Source organism: Tsukamurella sp. USMM236, assembly GCF_037148755.1.
In the GTDB taxonomy this organism is placed as follows: domain Bacteria; phylum Actinomycetota; class Actinomycetes; order Mycobacteriales; family Mycobacteriaceae; genus Tsukamurella.
Window position 1 is genome coordinate 192,504 of the sequence record NZ_JBBCSS010000001.1, and the last position, 20,932, is coordinate 213,435.

Annotated in this window: 14 protein-coding genes; 13 read left to right on the plus strand and 1 reads right to left on the minus strand. The window is 71.1% G+C overall.

Annotation, left to right across the window (positions count from 1 at the left end):
- Positions 1–51: 51 nt before the first annotated feature.
- From hemA to WFK95_RS00930, 8 genes are all read left to right on the plus strand, one after another.
- Entirely contained in the window at positions 52–1,287 is a 1,236-nt protein-coding gene (hemA, locus tag WFK95_RS00895; RefSeq protein WP_336669608.1) for a 5-aminolevulinate synthase, read from the plus strand.
- Positions 1,284–1,772, plus strand: a complete 489-nt coding sequence (locus WFK95_RS00900) for a GNAT family N-acetyltransferase (protein WP_336669609.1) — start codon at positions 1,284–1,286, stop codon at positions 1,770–1,772. Before hemA ends, WFK95_RS00900 begins: the two co-directional genes overlap by 4 nt.
- Positions 1,769–2,818, plus strand: coding sequence for a hypothetical protein (locus WFK95_RS00905; protein ID WP_336669610.1), 1,050 nt, complete (start codon positions 1,769–1,771; stop codon positions 2,816–2,818). The genes WFK95_RS00900 and WFK95_RS00905 overlap by 4 nt, the downstream gene beginning before the upstream one ends.
- Positions 2,819–3,829 (plus strand): alcohol dehydrogenase catalytic domain-containing protein, encoded by a 1,011-nt coding sequence (locus WFK95_RS00910; protein WP_336669611.1) that lies wholly within the window; start codon positions 2,819–2,821, stop codon positions 3,827–3,829.
- A gap of 21 nt (positions 3,830–3,850) precedes the next feature.
- Positions 3,851–5,482: an alpha/beta hydrolase-fold protein gene (locus WFK95_RS00915; RefSeq protein WP_336669612.1), complete on the plus strand. Its 1,632-nt coding sequence runs from the start codon at positions 3,851–3,853 to the stop codon at positions 5,480–5,482.
- Between the two features lie 80 nt (positions 5,483–5,562).
- Complete coding sequence (locus WFK95_RS00920) at positions 5,563–6,003, plus strand: DUF732 domain-containing protein (RefSeq protein WP_336669613.1); 441 nt, start codon at positions 5,563–5,565, stop codon at positions 6,001–6,003.
- 4 nt (positions 6,004–6,007) lie between these two features.
- On the plus strand, positions 6,008–7,018 hold the full coding sequence (locus WFK95_RS00925) for a cutinase family protein (protein ID WP_224648019.1): 1,011 nt from the start codon (positions 6,008–6,010) through the stop codon (positions 7,016–7,018).
- A gap of 19 nt (positions 7,019–7,037) precedes the next feature.
- Positions 7,038–7,991 carry a cutinase family protein gene (locus WFK95_RS00930; protein ID WP_336669614.1) on the plus strand — a complete coding sequence of 318 codons (954 nt, stop codon included), beginning with the start codon at positions 7,038–7,040 and terminating at the stop codon, positions 7,989–7,991.
- Between the two features lie 42 nt (positions 7,992–8,033).
- Here WFK95_RS00930 and WFK95_RS00935 read toward each other — a convergent pair whose 3' ends face one another.
- On the minus strand, positions 8,034–9,152 hold the full coding sequence (locus tag WFK95_RS00935; RefSeq protein WP_336669615.1) for an agmatine deiminase family protein: 1,119 nt from the start codon (positions 9,150–9,152) through the stop codon (positions 8,034–8,036).
- A 497-nt stretch (positions 9,153–9,649) separates the two neighbouring features.
- Here WFK95_RS00935 and WFK95_RS00940 point away from each other — a divergent pair, with 497 nt between their 5' ends.
- The 5 genes from WFK95_RS00940 to WFK95_RS00960 all read left to right on the plus strand — a co-directional run bounded on the left by WFK95_RS00940 (position 9,650) and on the right by WFK95_RS00960 (position 20,907).
- Positions 9,650–10,630, plus strand: coding sequence for a TIGR03621 family F420-dependent LLM class oxidoreductase (locus WFK95_RS00940; protein ID WP_336669616.1), 981 nt, complete (start codon positions 9,650–9,652; stop codon positions 10,628–10,630).
- A 226-nt stretch (positions 10,631–10,856) separates the two neighbouring features.
- Entirely contained in the window at positions 10,857–12,767 is a 1,911-nt protein-coding gene (gene fadD32, locus WFK95_RS00945; RefSeq protein WP_224648023.1) for a long-chain-fatty-acid--AMP ligase FadD32, read from the plus strand.
- 81 nt (positions 12,768–12,848) lie between these two features.
- Positions 12,849–17,963, plus strand: coding sequence for a polyketide synthase Pks13 (gene pks13 / locus WFK95_RS00950; RefSeq protein ID WP_336669617.1), 5,115 nt, complete (start codon positions 12,849–12,851; stop codon positions 17,961–17,963).
- 19 nt (positions 17,964–17,982) lie between these two features.
- A complete protein-coding gene (locus WFK95_RS00955; protein WP_336669618.1) occupies positions 17,983–19,557 on the plus strand; it encodes an acyl-CoA carboxylase subunit beta in 1,575 nt (524 codons plus the stop codon).
- Positions 19,558–20,907, plus strand: coding sequence for an FAD-binding oxidoreductase (locus WFK95_RS00960; RefSeq protein ID WP_336669619.1), 1,350 nt, complete (start codon positions 19,558–19,560; stop codon positions 20,905–20,907).
- Positions 20,908–20,932: the final 25 nt, after the last annotated feature.

A 20,932-nucleotide genomic window follows, 5' to 3' on the forward strand; every position in this document is an offset into this window, starting at 1 on the left:
CCTCTCGGCCACCCTCCTCGCTCCACCACTTCGACGAAAGTGAGTACCGGCGTGTCTTCTTCCCTCCTCGCGACCCAGAACCACTACGAATCCGTCGCGCGCGGCAGGCTCGACCGGCTGCGCGCCGTCGGCGAGTACCGCACCTTCGCGAACATCAACCGCCGGGCGGGTGCCTTCCCCGCCGCCGCGGTCGGCGCCGACGGGTCGGGCGATCCCGATGTGGTGGTCTGGTGCAGCAACGACTACCTCGCGATGGCGCAGCATCCGGAGGTCATCGCGGCGGCGCAGGCCGCGCTCGCCGAGTACGGCGTGGGCGCCGGCGGATCCCGGAACATCGGCGGAACGAACCGCGAGACCATCGCACTGGAGGCGGTGTTGGCGGAGTGGTTCGGCACGGAGCGAGCGCTGGTGTTCCCCACCGGCTACGGCTCGAACGACGCCACCATCGAGGCGCTCAGCCTGGTCTACCCGGAGCTGCAGATCTTCAGCGACGAGCTCAACCACGCGTCGATCATCGCCGGGGTCCGGCGGAACCGGAACGCGCGGCACGTCTTCCGCCACAACGACGTCGACCACCTGCGCGAGCAGCTGCGCGCCGCCGACCCGGGGGTGCCGAAGCTGGTCGTCTTCGAGTCCGTGTACTCGATGGACGGCGACGTCGCGCCGATCGCCGAGCTCGTCGCCGCCGCCAAGGAGCACGGCGCCCTCGTGTTCCTGGACGAGGTGCACGCGATCGGGATGTACGGACCGCAGGGCAGGGGCATCGCGGCCTCGCTCGGGCTGCTGGACGAGATCGACATCGTGCAGGGCACTCTCGCCAAGTCGATCGGCGTCATCGGCGGATTCATCGCGGGCCGGGACTGGCTGATCGACGCGATCCGCTCCTTCGCACCGGGTTTCATCTTCACCACGGCGCTCCCGCCGGCGACCTGCGTGGCCGCGCGGCGCAGCGTCGAGATCGTCCGCGGGGCGGAGGACCTGCGGGCCGATCTGCAGGCGAAGACCGAGCTGCTGCGACAGCGGTTCCGGGCGCACGGCATCACGGTGATGCCCGCCTCCTCCACGCACATCCTCCCGGTGCGGATCGGCGATGCGCTCCTGTGCACCCGCGCCGCGCGAAAGCTGTTCGACGAGTACGGAATCTACGTCCAGCCGATCAACCCGCCCACCGTGCCCGCGGGCACCAGCCGCTTCCGGATCAACGTCACCCCGGCGCACACGTACGACCACATCGAGCACCTCGCGACCGCGCTGGGAACGGTCTTCCGTGACCTGGGGATCGAGTGACCGCCGCGACCCTCCTCGCCGTCCGCGCGCTCGCCGCGGGCGACGTGGACGCCGTGGTCCGGTTGCGGGAGCAGCTGTTCGCCTCGGACCCGGGCGCGCCCTGGGCGACGGGGGCCGACGACTGGCGCCCGCACTACCGGGCGCAGCTCGACGAGGAGCTCCGGGGTGCGACCCCGGACGCCCGCACACTGGTGGCCGTCGTCGACGGCGCCGTGGTGGGGACGCTGACGGCGATCGTCGACCGGCACCTCGCGGGCCCCGCGGCCCCGACCGGTCGAACGGGCTGGATCCAGGGCGTGTTCGTCGCGCCGCCGGCGCGGGGCCGGGGTCTCGCCGCGCGGCTGACCGCGGCGGGGGAGGAATGGCTGCGGGGACGGGGCGCGCGCACCGTCGTGCTGGCGTCGACCCCGGCCGCGGAGGCGCTGTACCGGGGAAGGGGTTACGCCGAGGACGGCGAGACCCACTTCCGGAAGGACCTGCGATGACCCGGGCGGACCTGTTCGGCACCGGCTACGAGGGCACCCGGTTGCGTGAGGCGCTGCACGCGGCCACGCGGCTCGCCGGCGCGCCCGAGGTCGAGGTCCGCGAGCACGGCCGCGGCGACACCGCCCGGCTCGCCGCGCTCGCCCCCACCGACCTGGCCGACGCGCTGCGCGACGCGGACTTCCTCATCAACGCCGTCAACGACGACCAGCACGACGCGATCCTGGATCTGCTCAGCGCCGCGCCGGGATTCGTCGTCAGCGAGAAGCCGCTCGTCGCCCCGCACCAGGACGTCGGGGCCGGCTGGGCGGCCGCGTGGGCGGAGCGGGACCGGTTCGCGCTCAACACGATCGAGCGCTACTCCGCGGCCGTCGACCATGTGCGGAACCGCGTCGCCGCGGCGGGCCTGCGGATCGCCCGGATCGACTTCGCCTGGGCCAAGAACAGATTCGACGACCCGCGTCCCACCGTCGGCGTCGTCTCCGAGGTGATCCACCCGCTCGACCTCGCGATCCACCTCCTCGGCGGCAGCGCCCGCGACGTCCGCCTCCGGTCCACGGCCGTCGTGGAGTCCGACTACGCCGCGGCGGCCACCGTGCTGCCCGAGACGGTGCAGCTGGCCTTCGAGCTGGGCGGCGCCGTGGTCACCGGGTACGCCGGATTCGGCCACCCGAGCCGCTCCCGGGTCTTCGACATCACGGCGGTCGGGCGCGGCGGGGAGCGGGAGTACTTCGAGATCCGCTTCGACGACCCGGCGTGGGACTTCGACCGCGTCCGGCACTGGTCCACCGCCGGCACAGTCCCCCCGGTCGCCCTGGACTTCACGCCGCCGGCCGACGGGAGCCCCGCGGGCACGGCGAAGCTCGTGCGGTTCTGGCTCGACCTGCTCGACGGCAGGTTCGGCCGCCGGTACACCCGCTACCCCGAGGCCGTCGCGCTGCAGCGGCTCCTGGTCGAGATCTCGGCCGCGCCGCGGTCCGCGGCCGAGTACGGCGGCGGCCCGGGGCGATCCGTGCTCGACCGGCTCGATCCCGAGAGGCTGGGGTAGGTGGACTTCGCCGGCCGCTGCATCGGCGTCCACGACTTCGGCGGCCCCGAGGTCCTCACCGCGTTCGACGACGTCAAGGCCCTCGACGGCCCCGACCGCGTCATCCTGCGCAACCGGTACTGCGGCGTCAACCCCGTCGACGTCAGCTTCCGGACCGGGCGCATGCGCGCGTACGCGGGCGATCTGGGGCCGGGGCTGGTCCTCGGCATGGAGTGCGCGGGCGAGGTGGTCGCCTCGCGGAGCCCGCGGCTGCCCGTCGGGGCCGTGGTCAACGCCCTCACCCTCCCCGGCGCCGGCGCGCACGCGGGCAGCTACGCCGAGTACGTCGCGGTCGACGCGGACCGCGCGGCGCCGCTGCCCTTCGGCCTCGCCGCCGACGCCGCCGCCGCGATCCCCCTCAACGGGGTCACCGCCTCGTCCATCGTGGACGAGCTCGGCCCCGGAACCGCAGTGGCCATCACCGGCGCCGCGGGCGCGCTCGGCCGGTTCCTCGTCTCCGCCGCGAGCGCGGCCGGGCTCACCACGATCGCGATCGCCCGCCCCGCCGACGGGCCCCTGCTGCGGCGGATCGGGGCCGACCTGGTGCTCGACGGCGCGGCCCTCGAGTCCGACGGTGCGCCGCCGGTGGACGCGATCGTCGACGCCGCGGGCCTCGGCCCGGCGCTGACCGCGTGGTTCTCCCCGGTCGACACGATCGTCGCGGTGCGCGCCGACACCGTCCACACGCTCGCGCACCGTCGGCGCGTCGACGCCAACGTCCGGCGGGCGACCCGCGTCGCGGACCGCCTCGCGTGGTGGAACCGGCGGGTGCTGCGGCGGCCCGAGATCGTGGGCCCCATCGAAAGGTTCGTCCCGAACGAGGTGGCGGCGGCGCAGGAGCGGCTCGCGACCCGGCACCGGCGCGGCAGGGTCGTGCTGCGCTGGTGGGAGTGCGGACCGGTCGGAGCGCCGGTTCCCGCGCCGTCGCGCTCGTCACAGCTCGCCCTGGCGCGGCACCGGGACGGCGAATGACACGCGTGTAACACTGGTCCCATGTCATCGCTGGGCCGAATCGGAACGCTGCTCGTCGCCGGGGCCGTGGCGGCGGGCACCGTCGTGGCGGCACCGTCGGCCCTGAACCCCGCGCCCGCGCACGCGGACCCGGCCCCCGCGAAGTCCCGGATCACGGACGCGCAGTGGCAGGGCGATCACCAGGTGGACCTCACCGTCTACTCCGCGGCGATGAACGATTCGATCAAGATCCAGCTGCTGCTCGCCCGCGACTGGTACGCCGACCCCAAGGCGAAGTTCCCCACGCTGTACCTGCTCGACGGGATGCGGGCGCGCGAGGACCGCAACGGGTGGCTGCTGGAGACGAACGTCGCGGACTTCTACCGCGACAAGAACGTCACCGTCGTGCTGCCGGTCGGCGGCCAGTCCAGCTGGTACACCGACTGGAAGCGCCCCGACAACGGCAAGAATTACCAGTGGGAGACCTTCCTCGCGAAGGAGCTGCCGCCGCTGCTGCAGCAGGGCTGGCGCGCCACCGACGCGCGCGCCGCCGCCGGCGTCTCCATGGGCGGCACCGCCGCCTTCACCCTGGCCGCCCGCAACAAGGGCCTGTACCGGTTCGCCGGCTCCTACTCGGGCATCCTCTCCACGAGCACCCCCGGCACCCCCGAGTCGATCGCGATCGCCATGCGCGACGCGGGCGGCTTCAACGCCGACGCCATGTACGGCCCGCCCACGGATCCCGCCTGGGCGCAGCACGATCCGCTCAAGCTGGCGGAGAAGTTGCGCGGCATCAGCCTGTACTTCAGCTCCGGCAACGGCTCGGGCGGGACCGGCGCGCCCACCGATCTGCAGGCGATGGCGCTCGAGGTGCTCGCCCGCTCGTCCAACCAGGCCTTCGCGATCGAGCTCAACCGGCTCGGGATCCCCGCGAACGCGCTCTACCGCCCGTCGGGCAACCACAGCTGGCCGTACTGGCAGTTCGAGAACGGCCAGGCCTGGCCGCAGGTGCAGGCGGCCCTTGGCGTCGCCAACCCGAAGCCCTGCGGCATCGCCGGAGCCATCGGCGAGGCCGCGCCCAAGACCCCGACCCTGGGGTCGTGCGTCACCGTCGAGTACGCCGTGCCCGGGGGCCGCGCACAGGACTTCCGCGGCGGCCAGGTCTTCTGGTCGGCCGACACCGGCGCGCAGGTCGTGGGCGGCGCGATCGGCGGCGCCTACCTGGGGACGGGCGGCCCCGGCGGCCCGCTCGGGTACCCGACCGGCGGCGAGCGCGCCCTGGCCGACAAGAAGGGCCGCTACCAGCAGTTCCAGCACGGCACCGTCTACTGGAGCCCGCAGACCGGCGCCCGCGCAGTGCGCGGCGCGATCCGCGACAAGTACGCCGCCCTGAACTACGAGCGCTCGGCGCTCGGTCTGCCGCTGGGCGACGAGACGAAGCTCCCCGCCGGCGCCTTCCAGCGCTTCCAGGGCGGGCAGGTCTACTGGTCGCCGAAGACGCCCGCGACCGTGGTGAACAACGGGCCGATCTTCGCCGAATGGGGCCGCCAGGGGTACGAGGGCGGACGCCTCGGCTACCCCGTCGCCGACTCCACGCCCATCCCGGGCGGCTTCGAGCAGCGCTTCGAGCGCGGCGTGATCGCCCTGGTCAACGGGGTTGCGACCGCACGCTGACGCCCGGCCGAGGGTTGCGCTTCGGCGCTGCCGGTAGCCTGGCAGCGTTGCGTTCCGGACGTACTTCAAGGAGAGAAGACATGGCTGGACTTCGGGGAGCCCTCGCGGCCGCAGTGATGACGGGCGGCCTGCTGCTCGGTGCCGTCGCGTGCGGCGGCAGTTCGACGGTCGAGGCGCCCACCACGCCGGTGGAGGGCGAGCCCACGTCGCTGCCCGCGACCGCCCCCGGATCGGCCACGGCACCGTCGGGCTACCCGGGCGCGAGCTCGGCCGCGAACCCGGCGCTGACGCAGAAGGACAAGGACTTCATCAAGAAGGTCCGCGAGGACGGCGTGAAGGCCCCCGACGACGTCGTGATCAACGCCGCGCAGTTCGCGTGCGAGTACGACAAGTCGGGCCGCGACGCCAAGAACCTCGAGCCCTTCGTGGTCGGCATTCTCGGCCCGTACGACGGCGACGCCGCCTCCGGGAACGCGAAGAAGTTCATCACCGAGGCGCGGGCCTCGTACTGCAAGAAGTGATCCCGTGACGCACCAGGAGCCCGGAAAGCCGAGCGGCGGACGCAGGTTCTCGCCGGTGACGATCATCGTCGGCGTGGTCGTCATCATCGCGCTCGTCCTGCTGGCGATCCTCGTGGGCACCTGGCTGCGGCCCGGCCCGGAGCTGCCGCCGGTCTCGCCGGACGGCTCCTCGTCGAGCCCGTCCGCGACCGCGGCGCGCCCCACCTCGCAGCCCGCGGACTGCCCGGACGTGCAGGTGATCTCGGTGCCCGGCACGCTGGAGTCGTCGTCGAAGGACGATCCCTACCGGCCGACGTTCAACCCCAACTCGCTGATGCTCAAGGTGACGGCGCCGCTCGCGGCGGCGCTGCCGGACAGCCGCGCCGACGTGTGGACCACCCCGTACGTCGCGCAGCTGTCGAACCCCGTCGCCATCCCGCCGGACGGGCAGGCCTCGTACGAGAAGTCCCGCACCGAGGGCTACGACAAGTCGGTCGCGCAGATGAAGAAGGTCTACGACAAGTGCAAGCTCACAGGCTTCGTGCTGATGGGCTTCTCGCAGGGCGCCGTGATCGCGGGGGACATCGCCGCCGAGGTCGGTGCGGGCAAGGGTGTCGTCCCGGCGGAGAACATCCTCGGCGTGGGCCTCATCTCGGACGGTCGGCGCGAGCCCGGCGACGCCCGCACCGCGGGCCCGAACCCGCCCGGCGTGGGCGTCGAGGTCGCCTACGGCGGCTTCAGCTTCGGCAGCCTGTCGCTGCGCGGTAAGCGCGAGGGCGGCTTCGGCGCGGTCAAGGACCGCACCGTCTCCCTCTGCGGCAACAAGGACCCGATCTGCAACCAGCCCAAGGACATCTTCCAGGCCGGCAACATCGCGACCACGCTGCCCGAGCTGCAGAAGGTGCTCGCCGGCAACTCGCACGCGCTGTACGCCACGACCACGGACTGGTCGTCGAACGGGCAGACCGCCACGCAGTGGCTGCAGGCCTGGGCGCGCGGCGTGATCGACAAGGCGCCTAAGCCTCCCCACAGCTAGCCCTGGTATCCACATAGGAATGGCAGGCACGAAGAGTCAGGGAGCGCGGAAGGCCGGGCGCGTGTTCGGCATCGCCGTCATCATCGCGGCGATCATCGCGATCATCGTCGTGATCACGCTCATCATCACGATGATCCGCAAGCCGGAGCCCACCCCACCCGGCGAGCCCACGGGGCCGCAGGCCGCGGGCTGCCCGGACGTGCAGGTGATCTCCTTCCCCGGCACCTGGGAGTCCTCGGCGACGGACTCGCCGGAGGCGCCGACGTTCAACCCGCGCTCGCTCATGCTGCAGGTGACGAACCCGCTGGACAAGCGGTACGCCGACGCCCGCGCCGACATCTGGACCGTCAACTACGCCGCCCAGTTCCACAACCCGATCGCGGTGCCGCCGGACGGCCAGATGACCTACCAGGCGTCGCGGCAGCAGGGCACCGACCGGGCGATCGCCAAGATCACCGCGGTCAAGGACACGTGCCCCCGCACGGGCTTCGTGCTGATCGGCTTCTCGCAGGGCGCGACGATCGCGGGCAACATCGCCGCGCGGATCGGAGCCGGGAACGGCCCGATCACCGCGGACCGGCTGCTCGGCGTGGGGCTGATCTCCGACAGCCGCCGCGTCCAGGGGCAGGGCAGGGCCATCGGCCTCGATCCCGCGGGCGAGGGCGTCGAGGTCACCTTCGCCGGCTTCAGCTTCTCGGGCGTCGACCTGCAGGGCAAGCGCGACGGCGGCTTCGGCTCGGTGAACGACAAGGTCGTCACGATCTGCGGCTCCAACGACCCCATCTGCAACCAGCCGAAGGGCGGGCTGCTGGGCCTGGCCACCGGCCTGCCGCAGGTGATCTCCACCATCACGCAGAACTCGCACGCGGCCTACGGCACGACCGCGAACTGGTCGCTCGACGGCAAGACCGCCACGCAGTGGCTCACCGGCTGGACCGTCGGCGTCATCGACAAGGCGCCGAAGACGAAGTAGTCGTGCACCGCTGACCACCTGTGCGGTGGTCAGCGGTACACGTCAGGGGCGAGCCGGCTGCTGTTGGGTGGCGCAGTGGATACCGCCGCCGCCCGCGGCGACCGGGTCGATGTCGAGCTGCACCACCTCGCGGCCGGGGAACAGCCGCTGCAGCGTCGCGCGCGCCTCGCCGTCGGTCTCGGCGTCGCCGAACTGCGGGCAGATCACCGCGCCGTTGCACAGGTAGAAGTTGATGTACCCGGCGGCGAAGTCGTCGTCCTGTGCGTACCGCTCACGGACCGTCGAGGGCGCCCGCAACGCCTCCACCTGCAGCTTCCGTCCCTTCGCGTCGGTCGCTCCGCGGAGGATCTCCAGGTGGCGCTTCGTCACCTCGTGGTCGAAGGAGTCGGGGTCGTCGTCCTGCGCGGCCACCACCACCCCGGGCGAGGCGAACCGCGCGTAGAAGTCCGTGTGCCCGTCGGTGATGTCCTTGCCCTTGATGCCGGGCAGCCAGATCACCTTCTCGATCCCCAGCAGCTCGCTCAGTTCCGCCTCGACCTGCTGCTTCGTCCAGCCGGGGTTCCGGTTGTCGTTGAGCACGCAGCTCTCGGTGATGATCGCGGTGCCCTCGCCGTCGACCTCCAGCGCCCCGCCCTCGATCACCAGGTCGGTCCGCACCGCCTCGGCCTTCGCCTGCGCGGTGACGACGCCGGCGACCTTCGCGTCGGCGTCGTGGGTCTGCTTGTTGCCCCACCCGTTGAAGTTGAAGTCGACGCCCGCGAGCCCCTTGTCGCCGGTGACGAACGTCGGGCCGGTGTCGCGGATCCACAGGTCGTCGAGGTCCGCCGGCACGAGCGTCACGCCCGGCGCCGTGCCGAGCAGACCGCGGGCGGCGTCCAGTTGGTCGGGGCGGACGAGCATCGAGACGGGCTCGAACCGGCCGATCGTCGTCGCGATGAGAATGAGCGTCCGCTGCACGTCGGGCAGCAGCTTCTCGCCCCACACGTCGTCGCGGGCGGCCAGCGCCATCCACGTGCGTTCGTGCCGATCGCCCTCGTCGGGCATGCGCCACCGTCGCCCGCCCCGGTCCACGGGTGACCTCTCCGCCGGCGTGTTCGACGGTGCGCCGCACGCCGCCAGCACGGCCGCTGCCGCCGCGAGCAGGAAGTTCCGTCGTCGCATCGCGTCACCTCTTCCGACGGTGCCGGCCTCTCCAGACCCGCCCGCCCATTGTCGCCGGTCGCGGCGTTCCGCGGGGGATTCGGCGCCGCGCGGGGGACGGCCGGTCCCCCACCGGAGGAACGCCGTCTCATGGGGGACCGAACGCCGCGCGGGGGACGTCGACGCCGCGTTGGGGACATCTGGTCCCCCCACGAGGCGACCGGCGCCCGATGGGGGAGGCGCCGTCCCCCACGCCCCGTCGACGCCGCGTGGGGGACGACGGTGCCAAGGCCCGAACGGGGGATCCGAGCGACGGACGGGCAGAGCGACGCCGTCGAGCGGAGCGACCGAGCGCCGAGTGAGCGACGTCTGAGCGAGCGGCGAAGGGCCCACCCGGCCCGGTCATGTGCTGGTCACGGGCACCGGGAATCACAGGGCGACCGAGGCACCGTCGGGCAACCGTTAGGCTGTCCGCAACGTTTCACGACCGCACCCCAGTCGACCAGGAGTACCCACACGTGACCACTGAGCCCCGCAAGTTCCGGTTCGCGGCCGGCGGCGCCGGCAACGCCGACGAGGGCGGCGCGCGCAAGTTCGTCAAGCTCGCGCAGGAGGCCGAGGAGCTGGGGTTCGACACCTTCGCCATCCCGGACCGGCTGGACGCGCAGGTGGGACCGCTGGCCGCGCTGGGCGCGCTGGCCGTGAGCACCGACAAGATCCGCCTGGCGACGTCGATGCTGGCGATGCCCTTCCGGCATCCGGCGGTGCTGGCCAAGGAGCTCACCACCATCGACGTGCTGTCCAAGGGCCGCCTCGAGGTGGGCCTGGGCCTCGGCGCCTTCAAGGAGGACTTCGACCAGTCGGGCATCGAGTTCGAGTCGCCCGATCGCCGGTTCCAGCGCCTCGACGAGGGACTGACGGTGCTCGACGCGCTGCTCCGCGGCCAGGAGGCGGAGTTCGAGGGCGAGGTCTTCCGGGTCAAGGAGCTCAAGGGCTACCCGCGGCCGCGGCAGGGCCCGCGCCCGCCGATCGCCATCGGCGCCGGCGCCCGCCGCACGCTGGAGCTGGCGGCCCGGCGCGCCGACGTCGTCTCGATCAACCCGCGCAGCTCGGCCGAGGGCAAGCTCCGGATCTCGGACATGTCGATGGACGCCGTGAAGAACAAGGTCGAGATCGTGAAGGCCGCCGCGGGCGAGCGCTTCGCGGACATCGAGCTCTCCTGGTCCATCGCCACCATCGTGATCACCGACGACCGCGAGCAGGTCGCCGACTTCGCGCTCAAGGCCATCGAGCGCGGCCTCTCGGCCAGCATCGAGATCGACAAGGAGGTGACGATCGACGATGTCCTGGGCTCGCCCTACCTCGCGATCGGCACCTTCGACGAGATCGCCGACCAGGTGCGCGCCACCCGCGCCGCGACGGGCATGTCCTACGTCGGCGTGATCCCCACCCAGATGGAGGCCTTCGCGCCCGTCCTGGAGCAGCTCAAGGGCGAGTGATCGAGTCCACTGCCCAACCTCTCGGTTTTCGTCCCCGCCGTTACCGCGCGGTACGATAGTCGGGTTTGCGGATTTTCACAGCGTGGTTACGCCCCGAACGGGTGAAACATGTTGCGGATATCAAGCACTATGAGGTGGCGCACAGGCCCGCAACGGGCCGTCGCCGCCACGCGATGTACCACTGTATGACCGTCAGCCGCCCGGCGTCGGTGACGAGGAGCAATGCATGAACAACGAGTTTGACCAGTTTCTGGACGAAGACGGCAACATCTTCTTCCGCCCCGGAACCACGCTGGTCGACTTCGTCGAGCGCAACGCACGGGAACGTGCCGACACCCTCGCCTACCGTTTCATCGACTACAGCCGCGAGCGCGACGGCGTCGTCCACGAGCTGACCTGGTCGCAGTTCGGCGCCCGGCTGCGCGCCATCGGCGCCCGCCTGCAGCACATCACCAAGCGCGAGGACCGCGTCGCGATCCTGGCCCCGCAGGGCCTCGACTACGTGACCGCGTTCTTCGGCGCCCTGTACGCCGGCAACATCGCGGTGCCGCTGTTCAGCCCGGACGAGCCCGGCCACACGGACCGCCTGCGCATCGTCCTCGAGGACTGCAAGCCGACGGCGATCCTGACCTCCTCGGGCTCCGCCGAGGCGTGCCGCAACTTCTTCCGCCACCTGCCCGCCAAGGAGCGGCCGCGGATCATCGCCGTCGACGCCATCCCGGACTCGGTGGGCTCGACGCTCAAGCCCTTCCCGATCTACCGCGACACCATCGCGTACCTGCAGTACACCTCGGGCTCCACGCGGAACCCGGCCGGCGTGCAGATCACGTACGAGGCCGTCGGCACGAACGTGATCCAGATGATCCATGCGCTGGACCTCAACGAGAACTCCCGCGGCGTCACCTGGCTGCCGATGTTCCACGACATGGGCCTGCTCACGGTGATCCTGCCCGCGCTCGGCGGCAAGTTCATCACCATCATGAGCCCGTCGGCGTTCGTCCGCCGCCCCGGCCGCTGGATCAACGAGCTGGCCGCCGTCGAGGACGGCGCGGAGACCTTCGCCGCCGCCCCGAACTTCGCCTACGAGCACGCCGCCGCCCGCGGCCTGCCCAAGGAGGGCGAGACCCTCGACCTGTCGAACGTCAAGGGCCTGATCAACGGCTCCGAGCCCGTCACCGTCTCGTCGATGAAGAAGTTCAACGAGGCCTTCGCCCCCTACGGCCTCTCGCCGAAGGCGATCAAGCCCTGCTTCGGCATGGCCGAGGCGACGCTGTTCGTCAGCTCGACCCCCGTCGAGAACGAGGCGCGCGTGGTCTACGTCGACCGCGACCAGCTGGCCGCCGGCACCTTCGTCGTCTCCGAGGAGGGTGCCGAGGGCGCCGTCCCGCAGGTCTCCTGCGGCGACATCGCGCTGAGCCAGTGGGCCTGCATCGTCGACCCCGAGACCGGCAAGGAGGTGCCCGACGATTCCGTGGGCGAGATCTGGCTCCACGGCATGAACATCGGCTCGGGCTACTGGGAGCGCGACGAGGAGTCCCGCGAGACCTTCCAGAACTACCTGACCCCCCTCTCCGACGGCAGCCACTCCGAGGGCGTGAAGAACCTCGAGAAGGCCAAGTGGATGCGCACGGGCGACTTCGGCGTCTACCACGGCGGCGAGCTGTACATCACCGGTCGCGTCAAGGACCTCGTGATCGTCGACGGCCGCAACCACTACCCGCAGGACCTGGAGTTCACGGCCCAGGAGTCCGACACCAAGTACATCCGCACCGGCTACGTCGCGGCGTTCTCGGTGCCGGCCAACGAGCTGCCGGCGGCGGTCTTCGAGAGCAACACCTCGGGCCTCACCTTCGACCCGAACGATCAGAGCGAGCAGCTGGTCATCGTGGCCGAGCTCGGTGCCGGTGGCGCCAAGCAGGACCAGCAGGCCCTGGCGGACGGCATCCGTTCGGCCGTGGGCGCCGCGCACGGCGTGCTGGCGCGCGACATCCTGCTCGTCCCCGGTGGCTCGCTGCCCCGCACCAGCTCGGGCAAGATCGCCCGGCGCGCGGGCCGCGCCGCCTACATCGACGGCACGCTCCGCGGCGGCTACACCCAGACGGCGTTCCCCGACGCCGAGGCGAACGACGTCCAGTAGCGCCCACCGGCGCTCGCACAACCACAACTTCATCACACGCGACTGCGTAACCCACGGTCTCGACGCGAAGGGTAGATACACATGGCTGAGAACGAGTACACCCCCCATGAAGGCCCGACCGGCAAGGCCCGCGAGGATCTGAGCCTCGAGGAACTGCGCGCGTGGATGCGGCAGTGGATCGCCGACGCGACCAAGCAGCCGCTGGAGAACATCACCGACGACAAGTCGCTCGACGAGTTCGGCCTGGGCTCGCGCGACGCCGTCTCGATGGCCAGCGACATCGAGGACTTCACCGGCGTGCAGCTGACGGCCACCGTCGCCTTCCAGCACCCGACGATCGCGCTGCTCAGCCAGCGCATCATCGACGGTGACCCGGTGGTCTCCGACGACGACCTCGCGGCCGAGGCGGCGCGGTACGACCGCGGCGAGGAGTTCGAGGCGAACCGCGGCACGCACGACGTGGCCGTCGTCGGCCTCGCGACCCGCTTTCCCAAGGCCGGCGAGACGCCGGAGTCGACGTGGGAGTTCCTCATCGGGAACGGCGACGCCACCACGGACCTGCCCGAGGACCGCTGGCTCGAGTTCAAGCAGGACCCGCGCCTGAAGGCCGTGCTCGACGAGGCCAACACCTTCGGCGGCTACCTCGACGACGTGGCCTCCTTCGACGCCGAGTTCTTCCAGATGACCCCGCGCGAGGTCGAGATGGTCGACCCGCAGCAGCGGCTCGCGCTCGAGCTGACCTGGGAGGCGCTGGAGCAGGCCAACATCCCGCCCAGCTCCGTCAAGGGCACCCGCACGGGCGTGTGGATGGGCAGCTCGGCGAACGACTACCAGATGCTGGCCGTCGCGGATCCGACGAAGGCCAACCCGTACGCGCTGACCGGCACGTCGACGTCGATCGTCGCGAACCGCGTCTCCTACTTCTACGACTTCCACGGCCCGTCGGTGACCGTCGACACGGCGTGCTCCTCGTCGCTGGTCGCGATCCACCAGGCCGTCCGGAGCCTGCGCGACGGCGAGACCGACATGGCGGTCGCCGGCGGCGTGAACATGCTCATCGTGCCCGCCGCGACGCTGGGCTTCGACAGCCTCGGCGCGCAGGCGCCCGACGGCAAGATCAAGGCCTTCAGCTCCGACGCCAACGGCATGATCCGCGCCGAGGGCGGCGGCGTCGTTCTCCTCAAGCGCCTCGCCGACGCCGAGCGCGACGGCGACGACATCCTCGGCGTCATCGCGGGTTCCGCGGTCACCTCCGACGGCAAGTCGAACGGCATCTTCGCGCCGAACCCCGAGGCGCAGGTCATCAACCTGCGCGACGCCTACATCGACGCCGGCATCGACCCGCGCACCGTCGACTACCTCGAGGCGCACGGCACCGGCACCATCCTGGGCGACCCGCTCGAGGCGGACGCCATCGGCCGCGTCCTGGGCCGCGGCCGCGAGGCCGAGAAGCCGCTGCTCCTGGGCTCGGCGAAGACCAACTTCGGCCACCTGGAGGCGGCCGCGGGCATCGCGGGCGTCGCCAAGGTGCTGCTCGGCATGCGCAACGGGCAGATCCCCGCCTCGCTCAACTTCGCCGGCCCCAACCCGTACATCCAGTTCGAGGCCAACCGCCTCCTCATGGCGGCGCGGAACACGGAGTGGCCCAAGTACTCCGGCAACCGGCTCGCCGGCGTCACCGGCAACGGCTTCGGCGGCACCAACGCCCACGTCGTGATCAAGGAGTACGTCGCGCCCGAGGTCGTCGACGGCGCCGTCGAGTCCGACGAGGCCCCGGCGAACGCCGTGCCCGCGTTCTACGCCGCCACCTCCGACGGTGCCGCGGTCCCGCTCGTGCTCACGGCCTACGTCCCCTCGCGCCGACGGGCCGCCGCCGCCGAGCTACTCGAGTGGCTCGAGTCCGACGAGGCGAAGGAGTACACGCTCGCCGAGATCGGCCGCACGCTCGCGAGCCGCAACCACGGCCGCGTCCGCGCCGTCGTCATGGCGAAGGACCTCGACGAGGCGATCAAGGGCTTCCGCGCGATCGCCGAGGGCAAGAACGCGCCGAACGTCATCTCCGCCAACCAGCCCGACGCGGCCGGCCCGGCGTTCATCTTCTCCGGCTTCGGCAGCCACCACCGCAAGATGGCCAAGCAGCTCTACCTCGAGAACCCGATCTTCAAGCACTACTTCGACGAGGTCAACGAGCTCATCATCGACGAGTCGGGCAACGACTACGCCGACATGATCACGGACGACGAGCAGACCTTCCACATCGAGACCGGCCAGGTGGGCATCTTCGCCATCCAGGTCGCGCTCGTGGGGCTGTTCCGCCATCACGGCATCGAACCCGGTGTGGTGCTGCCGCATTCGATGGGTGAGGCCACCGCCGCCTGGGTCACCGGCGGTCTCTCGCTGGAGGACGCCGTGCGCGTCATCTGCAACCGCTCGCGCCTCATGGGCGAGGGCGAGGAGATGCTGCCGGAGGAGATGGAGCGCTTCATGGCGCTCGTCGAGTACAGCGCCGCCGACATCGAGACCGTGCTCGGCGAGTACGAGGGCCTGGAGATCTGCGTCTACGCGGCCCCCACCCACACCGTGCTCGGCGGCCCCGGCAAGGTCATCGACAAGATCGTCGCCGAGACCGAGGCCAAGGGCCTCATGGCGCGCAAGCTCGTGACCCGCGGCGCTTCCCACACCTCGCAGATGGATCCGCTGCTCGGCGAGCTGCAGGCCGAGCTCATGGGCATCGAGCCGCACGCGCTGCAGTACCCGATGTACTCGACCGTGAACAAGGACGAATTCTACAAAGCCGGCCACGCGCCGGTGCACGACGTGGACTACTGGATCAAGGGCCTGCGCCACAGCGTCTGGTTCACCCAGGCCGTGGAGAAGGCCGTCGAGGCCGGCTACCGCACCTTCATCGAGTTCTCGCCGAACCCGATCACGCTGATCTCGGTCGCCGCGGTGACCTTCGGCTCCGGCATCCAGGACGCCGCGCTGGTGCAGACCCTCAAGCGCAAGGAGGACGAGCAGGGCACCATCATGACCGCCCTCGCCACGGTCTTCGCGCGCGGCCACCACGTGGACGTCGCCTCGCTGTTCGGCCCCGGCCGCTACGCACCGGTGCCGCGAACGAAGTTCCAGCGCAAGCACATCTGGATCCAGACCAAGCTGCCCGACGGTGGCTCGGGCATGGTCCCCGGCGGCCACGTCGCCCTGCCCGACGGCCGGCACGTCTGGCAGCTCGACGCCGGCGCGCTCACCCTGGGCGACGGGACGAAGATCCCGCTGGTCGACCTGGCGAAGAACGCCGCCGTCCAGGTGCTCGACGGTGCCGCGGTCACCGCGGCCGTGGAGCACGGCGAGGTGCGCGACGGGCTGACCCTCACCACGACGCTGACCCCACACCCCGGCGGCGCGTCGATCCAGGTGCACGAGAACACCGGTAAGGGCTTCCGCCTGCTGCTCGACGCCGTCGTCGTGGGCGGCGAGGCCTCCGGCACCGCCGCGGCTCCGCTCATCACCCGGGCGGCGCCCGCGGTGGAGGAGATGGACGAGCTCGACGAGTCCGAGCCCGAGATCACCGTCTCCGACGAGACCGAGGCCCCCGCGCCCGAGGGCAGCGGCGAGCGCTGGTCGCCCGACACGGGCGAGTCGGTGGAACACCGCCTGGGCCTGATCATCTCGGAGATCATGGGCTTCGAGATCGAGGACCTGCCCAAGGAGATCCCGCTCATCGATCTCGGCATGGACTCGCTCATCGCGATGCGCATCAAGAACCGCACCGAGTACGAGTTCGACATCCCGCCGATCCAGATCCAGGCGGTGCGCGACGCCTCCTTCAACGACGTGGTGCAGTTCGTCGAGTACGCGGTCGAGCACCGCGACCAGGTGGACGCGCTCGCCGAGCACCAGTCCGGCACCGGCGAACTCGCCGACGCCGGCCAGCTGGCCGAGATGATGAAGGCCGCCAAGGCGGAGGCCGCCGCGAAGGCCGAGGCCCCCGCGCCCGCCGCCGAGGCGCCGGCCGCTGCCGCGCCCGCCGAGGCCGCGCCCGCGGCACCGTCGGACGAGAAGACCGCGACCCCCGACCTGCTCGACGGCGCGGCCGTCGCGGCGGCCGTGGGCGACGGCGTGCCCCCGCGCGACGCGGCGGAGCGCCTCACCTTCGCGACCTACGCGATCGTGGTGGGCAAGTCGCCCGGTGGCGTCTTCACCGAGCTCGACGTGCTCTCCGAAGACGTGGCGGAGAAGCTCACCGCCCGCCTGTCGGAGCGCGCCGGCGGCGAGATCGACATCGAGGACGTCATCGACTCGAAGAACATCGAGGAGATGGCGACCTACGTGGGCGCCGTCATGAACGAGGCGACCCCGGTGGACGGCTTCGTCCGCACTTTGCGCAAGCCGGAGAACTCGGACCGCAAGCCGCTGTTCCTCTTCCACCCCGCGGGCGGCAACACCACCGCCTACGAGGCCCTGCTGCGCAAGCTGCCGGAGGACCTGCCGATCTACGGCTTCGAGCGCGTCGAGGGCGAGATCGAGGAGCGGGTCGCCGAGTACCTGCCCAAGCTCAAGGAGATCCAGCCGGAGGGGCCGTACCGGCTCGCGGGCTGGAGCCTCGGCGGCGCCTTCGCCTACGGGCTGGCGCGCGCTCTCGAGGACGAGGGCCAGGAGGTCGAGTACGTCGGCCTGCTCGACGTGGTCGCACCGAAGGTCCCGCTCACCGACGAGCCCGCCGAGAAGAAGGCCCGCCTGGAGCGCTGGGAGAAGTTCGCCCGCAAGAACTACGACATCGGCGACGAGATCGAGCTGCCCATGGACCGCCTCAACGCGGCCGACGACGAGGGCCAGTTCCGGATCATCATGGAGCTGGTGCAGCTGTCCGACAAGAAGATCCCGACGTCGATGATCGAGCATCAGCGCACGTCCTTCGTGGACAATCGCATGCTGATCAAGGTGAACCCGGCCGACTACGGGAAGTTCGGCGGCACGGTCACGCTGTACCGCGCGGACCGCATGCACGACGGCGCCGTCGAGCTGGAGCCGAACTTCGCGGACATCGCGCCGGACGGCGGCTGGGCGCCGGTGGTCGAGGACCTGCGGATCGTCAAGATCGGCGGCGATCACCTGCAGCTCATCGACGAGCCGTACATCGGCAAGATCGCGACGCACATGACGGACGAGCTCAACCGGGCCGACGGCGCCAACTGAGCTCCGGGCAGGGGATAGGGTGACAGACGTGACGGACGTATCGGACCAGGTCGACCTCGGCACCACCGCGGGCAAGCTCGAGGATCTGTACCGCCGCCTCGAAGAGGCGAAGGACCCGGGCAGCCCGCGGGCGCGGGAGCGGCGCGACGCGAAGGGCCTGCCCAGCGCGCGTGCGCGCATGCGGATGCTGTTCGACGAGGGCACCTTCGTCGAGCTGGACCAGCTCGCGAAGTCGCCCGGCGACGACCGCATCAAGGACGGCGTCGTCATCGGCTACGGCCTGGTCAACGGCCGCAAGGTCGCGGCCTTCAGCCACGACCAGACCGTGGGCGCGGGCACCGTCGGCGAGATGTTCGGCCGGAAGATGGTCAAGCTCTACGACTTCGCGGCCTCCGCAGGCCTGCCGGTGGTCGGCATCAACGACTCGGGCGGCGCCCGGATCCAGGACGCGGCCACGTCGATCGCCTGGTACGCCGAGCTCGGCCGGCACCAGGACGGCCTGTGCGGCCAGGTCCCGCAGATCTCGATGATCCTCGGCACCTGCGTCGGCGGCGCCGTCTACGCGCCCGCCAACACCGACGTGCTCGTCGGCGTGCAGGACAACACCTACATGTTCGTCACCGGCCCCGAGGTGATCCGCCCGACCACGGGCGAGACCACCTCCGCGGAGGACCTCGGCGGCGCGATCAAGCAGGCCCAGTGGGGCAACCTGCACCACATCGCGGTCGACGAGCAGGCGGCCTTCGACTGGGTCAAGCGCTACCTGTCCTTCATGCCGGACTCGGTGCACCAGCGCCCGCCGCTGATCAACCCGGGCCTGGAGCCCGAGCTCACCGACTCGGACCTCGAGCTCGAGTCGATCATGCCGGACGCCGACACCGCCGGTTACGACATCCACGACGTGATCCTGCGCGTCTTCGACGACGGCGACTTCCTCGAGTACGCCGAGCTGTGGGCGCCGAACATCGTGACCGGCTTCGCCCGCGTCGACGGCCAGTCCGTCGGCGTCGTTGCGAACCAGCCGATGCACATGGCCGGCACCCTCGACACGCAGGCCTCGGAGAAGGCGGCGCGGTTCGTGCGCCTGTGCAACTCCTTCAACATCCCGCTCGTCTTCCTCGTGGACGTCCCCGGCATCCTGCCCGGCGTCGAGGAGGAGAAGATCGGCACCATTCGCCGGTCGGGCAAGTTCATCTTCAGCTACGTCGAGGCGGCCGTCCCGAAGGTCACCATCATCCTGCGCAAGTCCTACGGCGGCGCGTGGGCCGTGATGGGCTCCAAGCAGCTGGGTGCCGACTTCGTCTTCGCGTGGCCGACGGCGCGCCTGGCCGTGATGGGTGCCGAGGGCGCCGCCGCGATCATCAAGCGGCGCGAGATCGAGGAGGCGGGCGAGAACGGCCCCGCGATCCGGCAGGCCTTCATCGACTTCTACAACCAGTTCATGGCGACGCCGTGGCTGGCGGCCGAGCGCGGCTACATCGACGGCGTGATCGAGCCGAAGGACACCCGCCTCCTGATCCGCAAGTCGATCGCGCAGCTGCGCGACAAGGAGCTGCAGCGCGTGCCGCGCCGCACCTACCTCATGCCGATGTAAATGGCGTCGCTGGAGGGCTTTCCGCAGCTCACCGGGTCGGTTCTCACCGACCCGGACGTGATGGCGGCCTACGCCGTCGACCACTGCTCGCCGGTGCACGGCGCGGTCCCGCTCGCGGTGGTGCTCGCCGAGACCACCGAGGACGTCGCCGCGGCCGCGGCCTGGTGCTACGCCAACGACGTCGTGATCGTGCCGCGCGGCGCGGGCAGCGGCCTCGCCGGCGGCGCCAGCGCCATCGAGGGCTGCGTGATCATCTCGCTCGCGAAGATGAACGCGGTCAAGGAGATCAGCGTCGCGGATCAGTACGCGATCGCCGAGGCGGGCGTGATCAACGCCGACCTCGACCGCGCGGTCCGCGAGCACGGGCTGATCTACCCGCCGGATCCCTCGTCGTTCGAGATCTGCTCCATCGGCGGCAACGTCGCGACGAACGCGGGCGGCCTGCGCTGCGTCATGTACGGCGTGACGCGCGAGTACGTGCTCGGGCTGACCGTCGTGCTGCCCGACGGGCGGATCATCACGACCGGCAGGCGCACCGTCAAGGGCGTCACCGGCTACGACCTGACCCAGCTGCTGGTCGGCAGCGAGGGCACGCTCGGCATCGTCACCGAGGTCACCGTCAAACTCCGTCCCGCGCCGGTGATCCCGCCGACGACCGTCGCCGCGTCCTTCCCGGACGTGGTGAGCGCGGCTGCCGCGGTCGCCGCGGTGGTCGGCACCGGCGTGGTGCCCGCGCTCATGGAGCTCATGGACCGCCGCACCCTCGAGTGCGTGGAGGCGTTGCGGCCCTTCGGGCTCGAGGAGGAGACCCGGGCGATGCTCATCGGCCAGGGCTCGACGCCCGCCGACGCCGAGGTCCTGGCCCGCGAGTTCGAGGCCGCCGGGGCGCACTACACCGTGGTCTCCGACGATCCCGTCGAGGCGGCCGAGCTGCTGGCCGTGCGCCGCGCCGCCTTCCACGCCTACGAGCACGCCGGCAACATCTTCTCCGAGGACGTGGGCGTGCCCCGCTCGCAGCTACCGGAGATGTTCGCCCGCATCGAGGCCATCTCCGCGAAGTACGACGTCGACATCCCCACGTGCGCGCACGCGGGCGACGGCAACCTGCACCCCACGCTGATCTACCCGAAGGACCAGCGCGAGGTGCCGCAGGCCATCTGGGACGCCGCCGACGAGGTCTTCCAGGCCGCCCTCGCGCTCGGCGGCACCCTCACGGGTGAGCACGGTGTGGGCGTGTTGAAGGCACGCTGGGTGGGGGAGGAGCTGTCCGAGGACGTCCTCGAGCTGCACCGCGGCATCAAGGCCGTCTGGGACCCCAAGAACCTCCTCAACCCCGGTCGCGGCTTCTAGCCGTCGCTGTCGATCACTGCGCTCC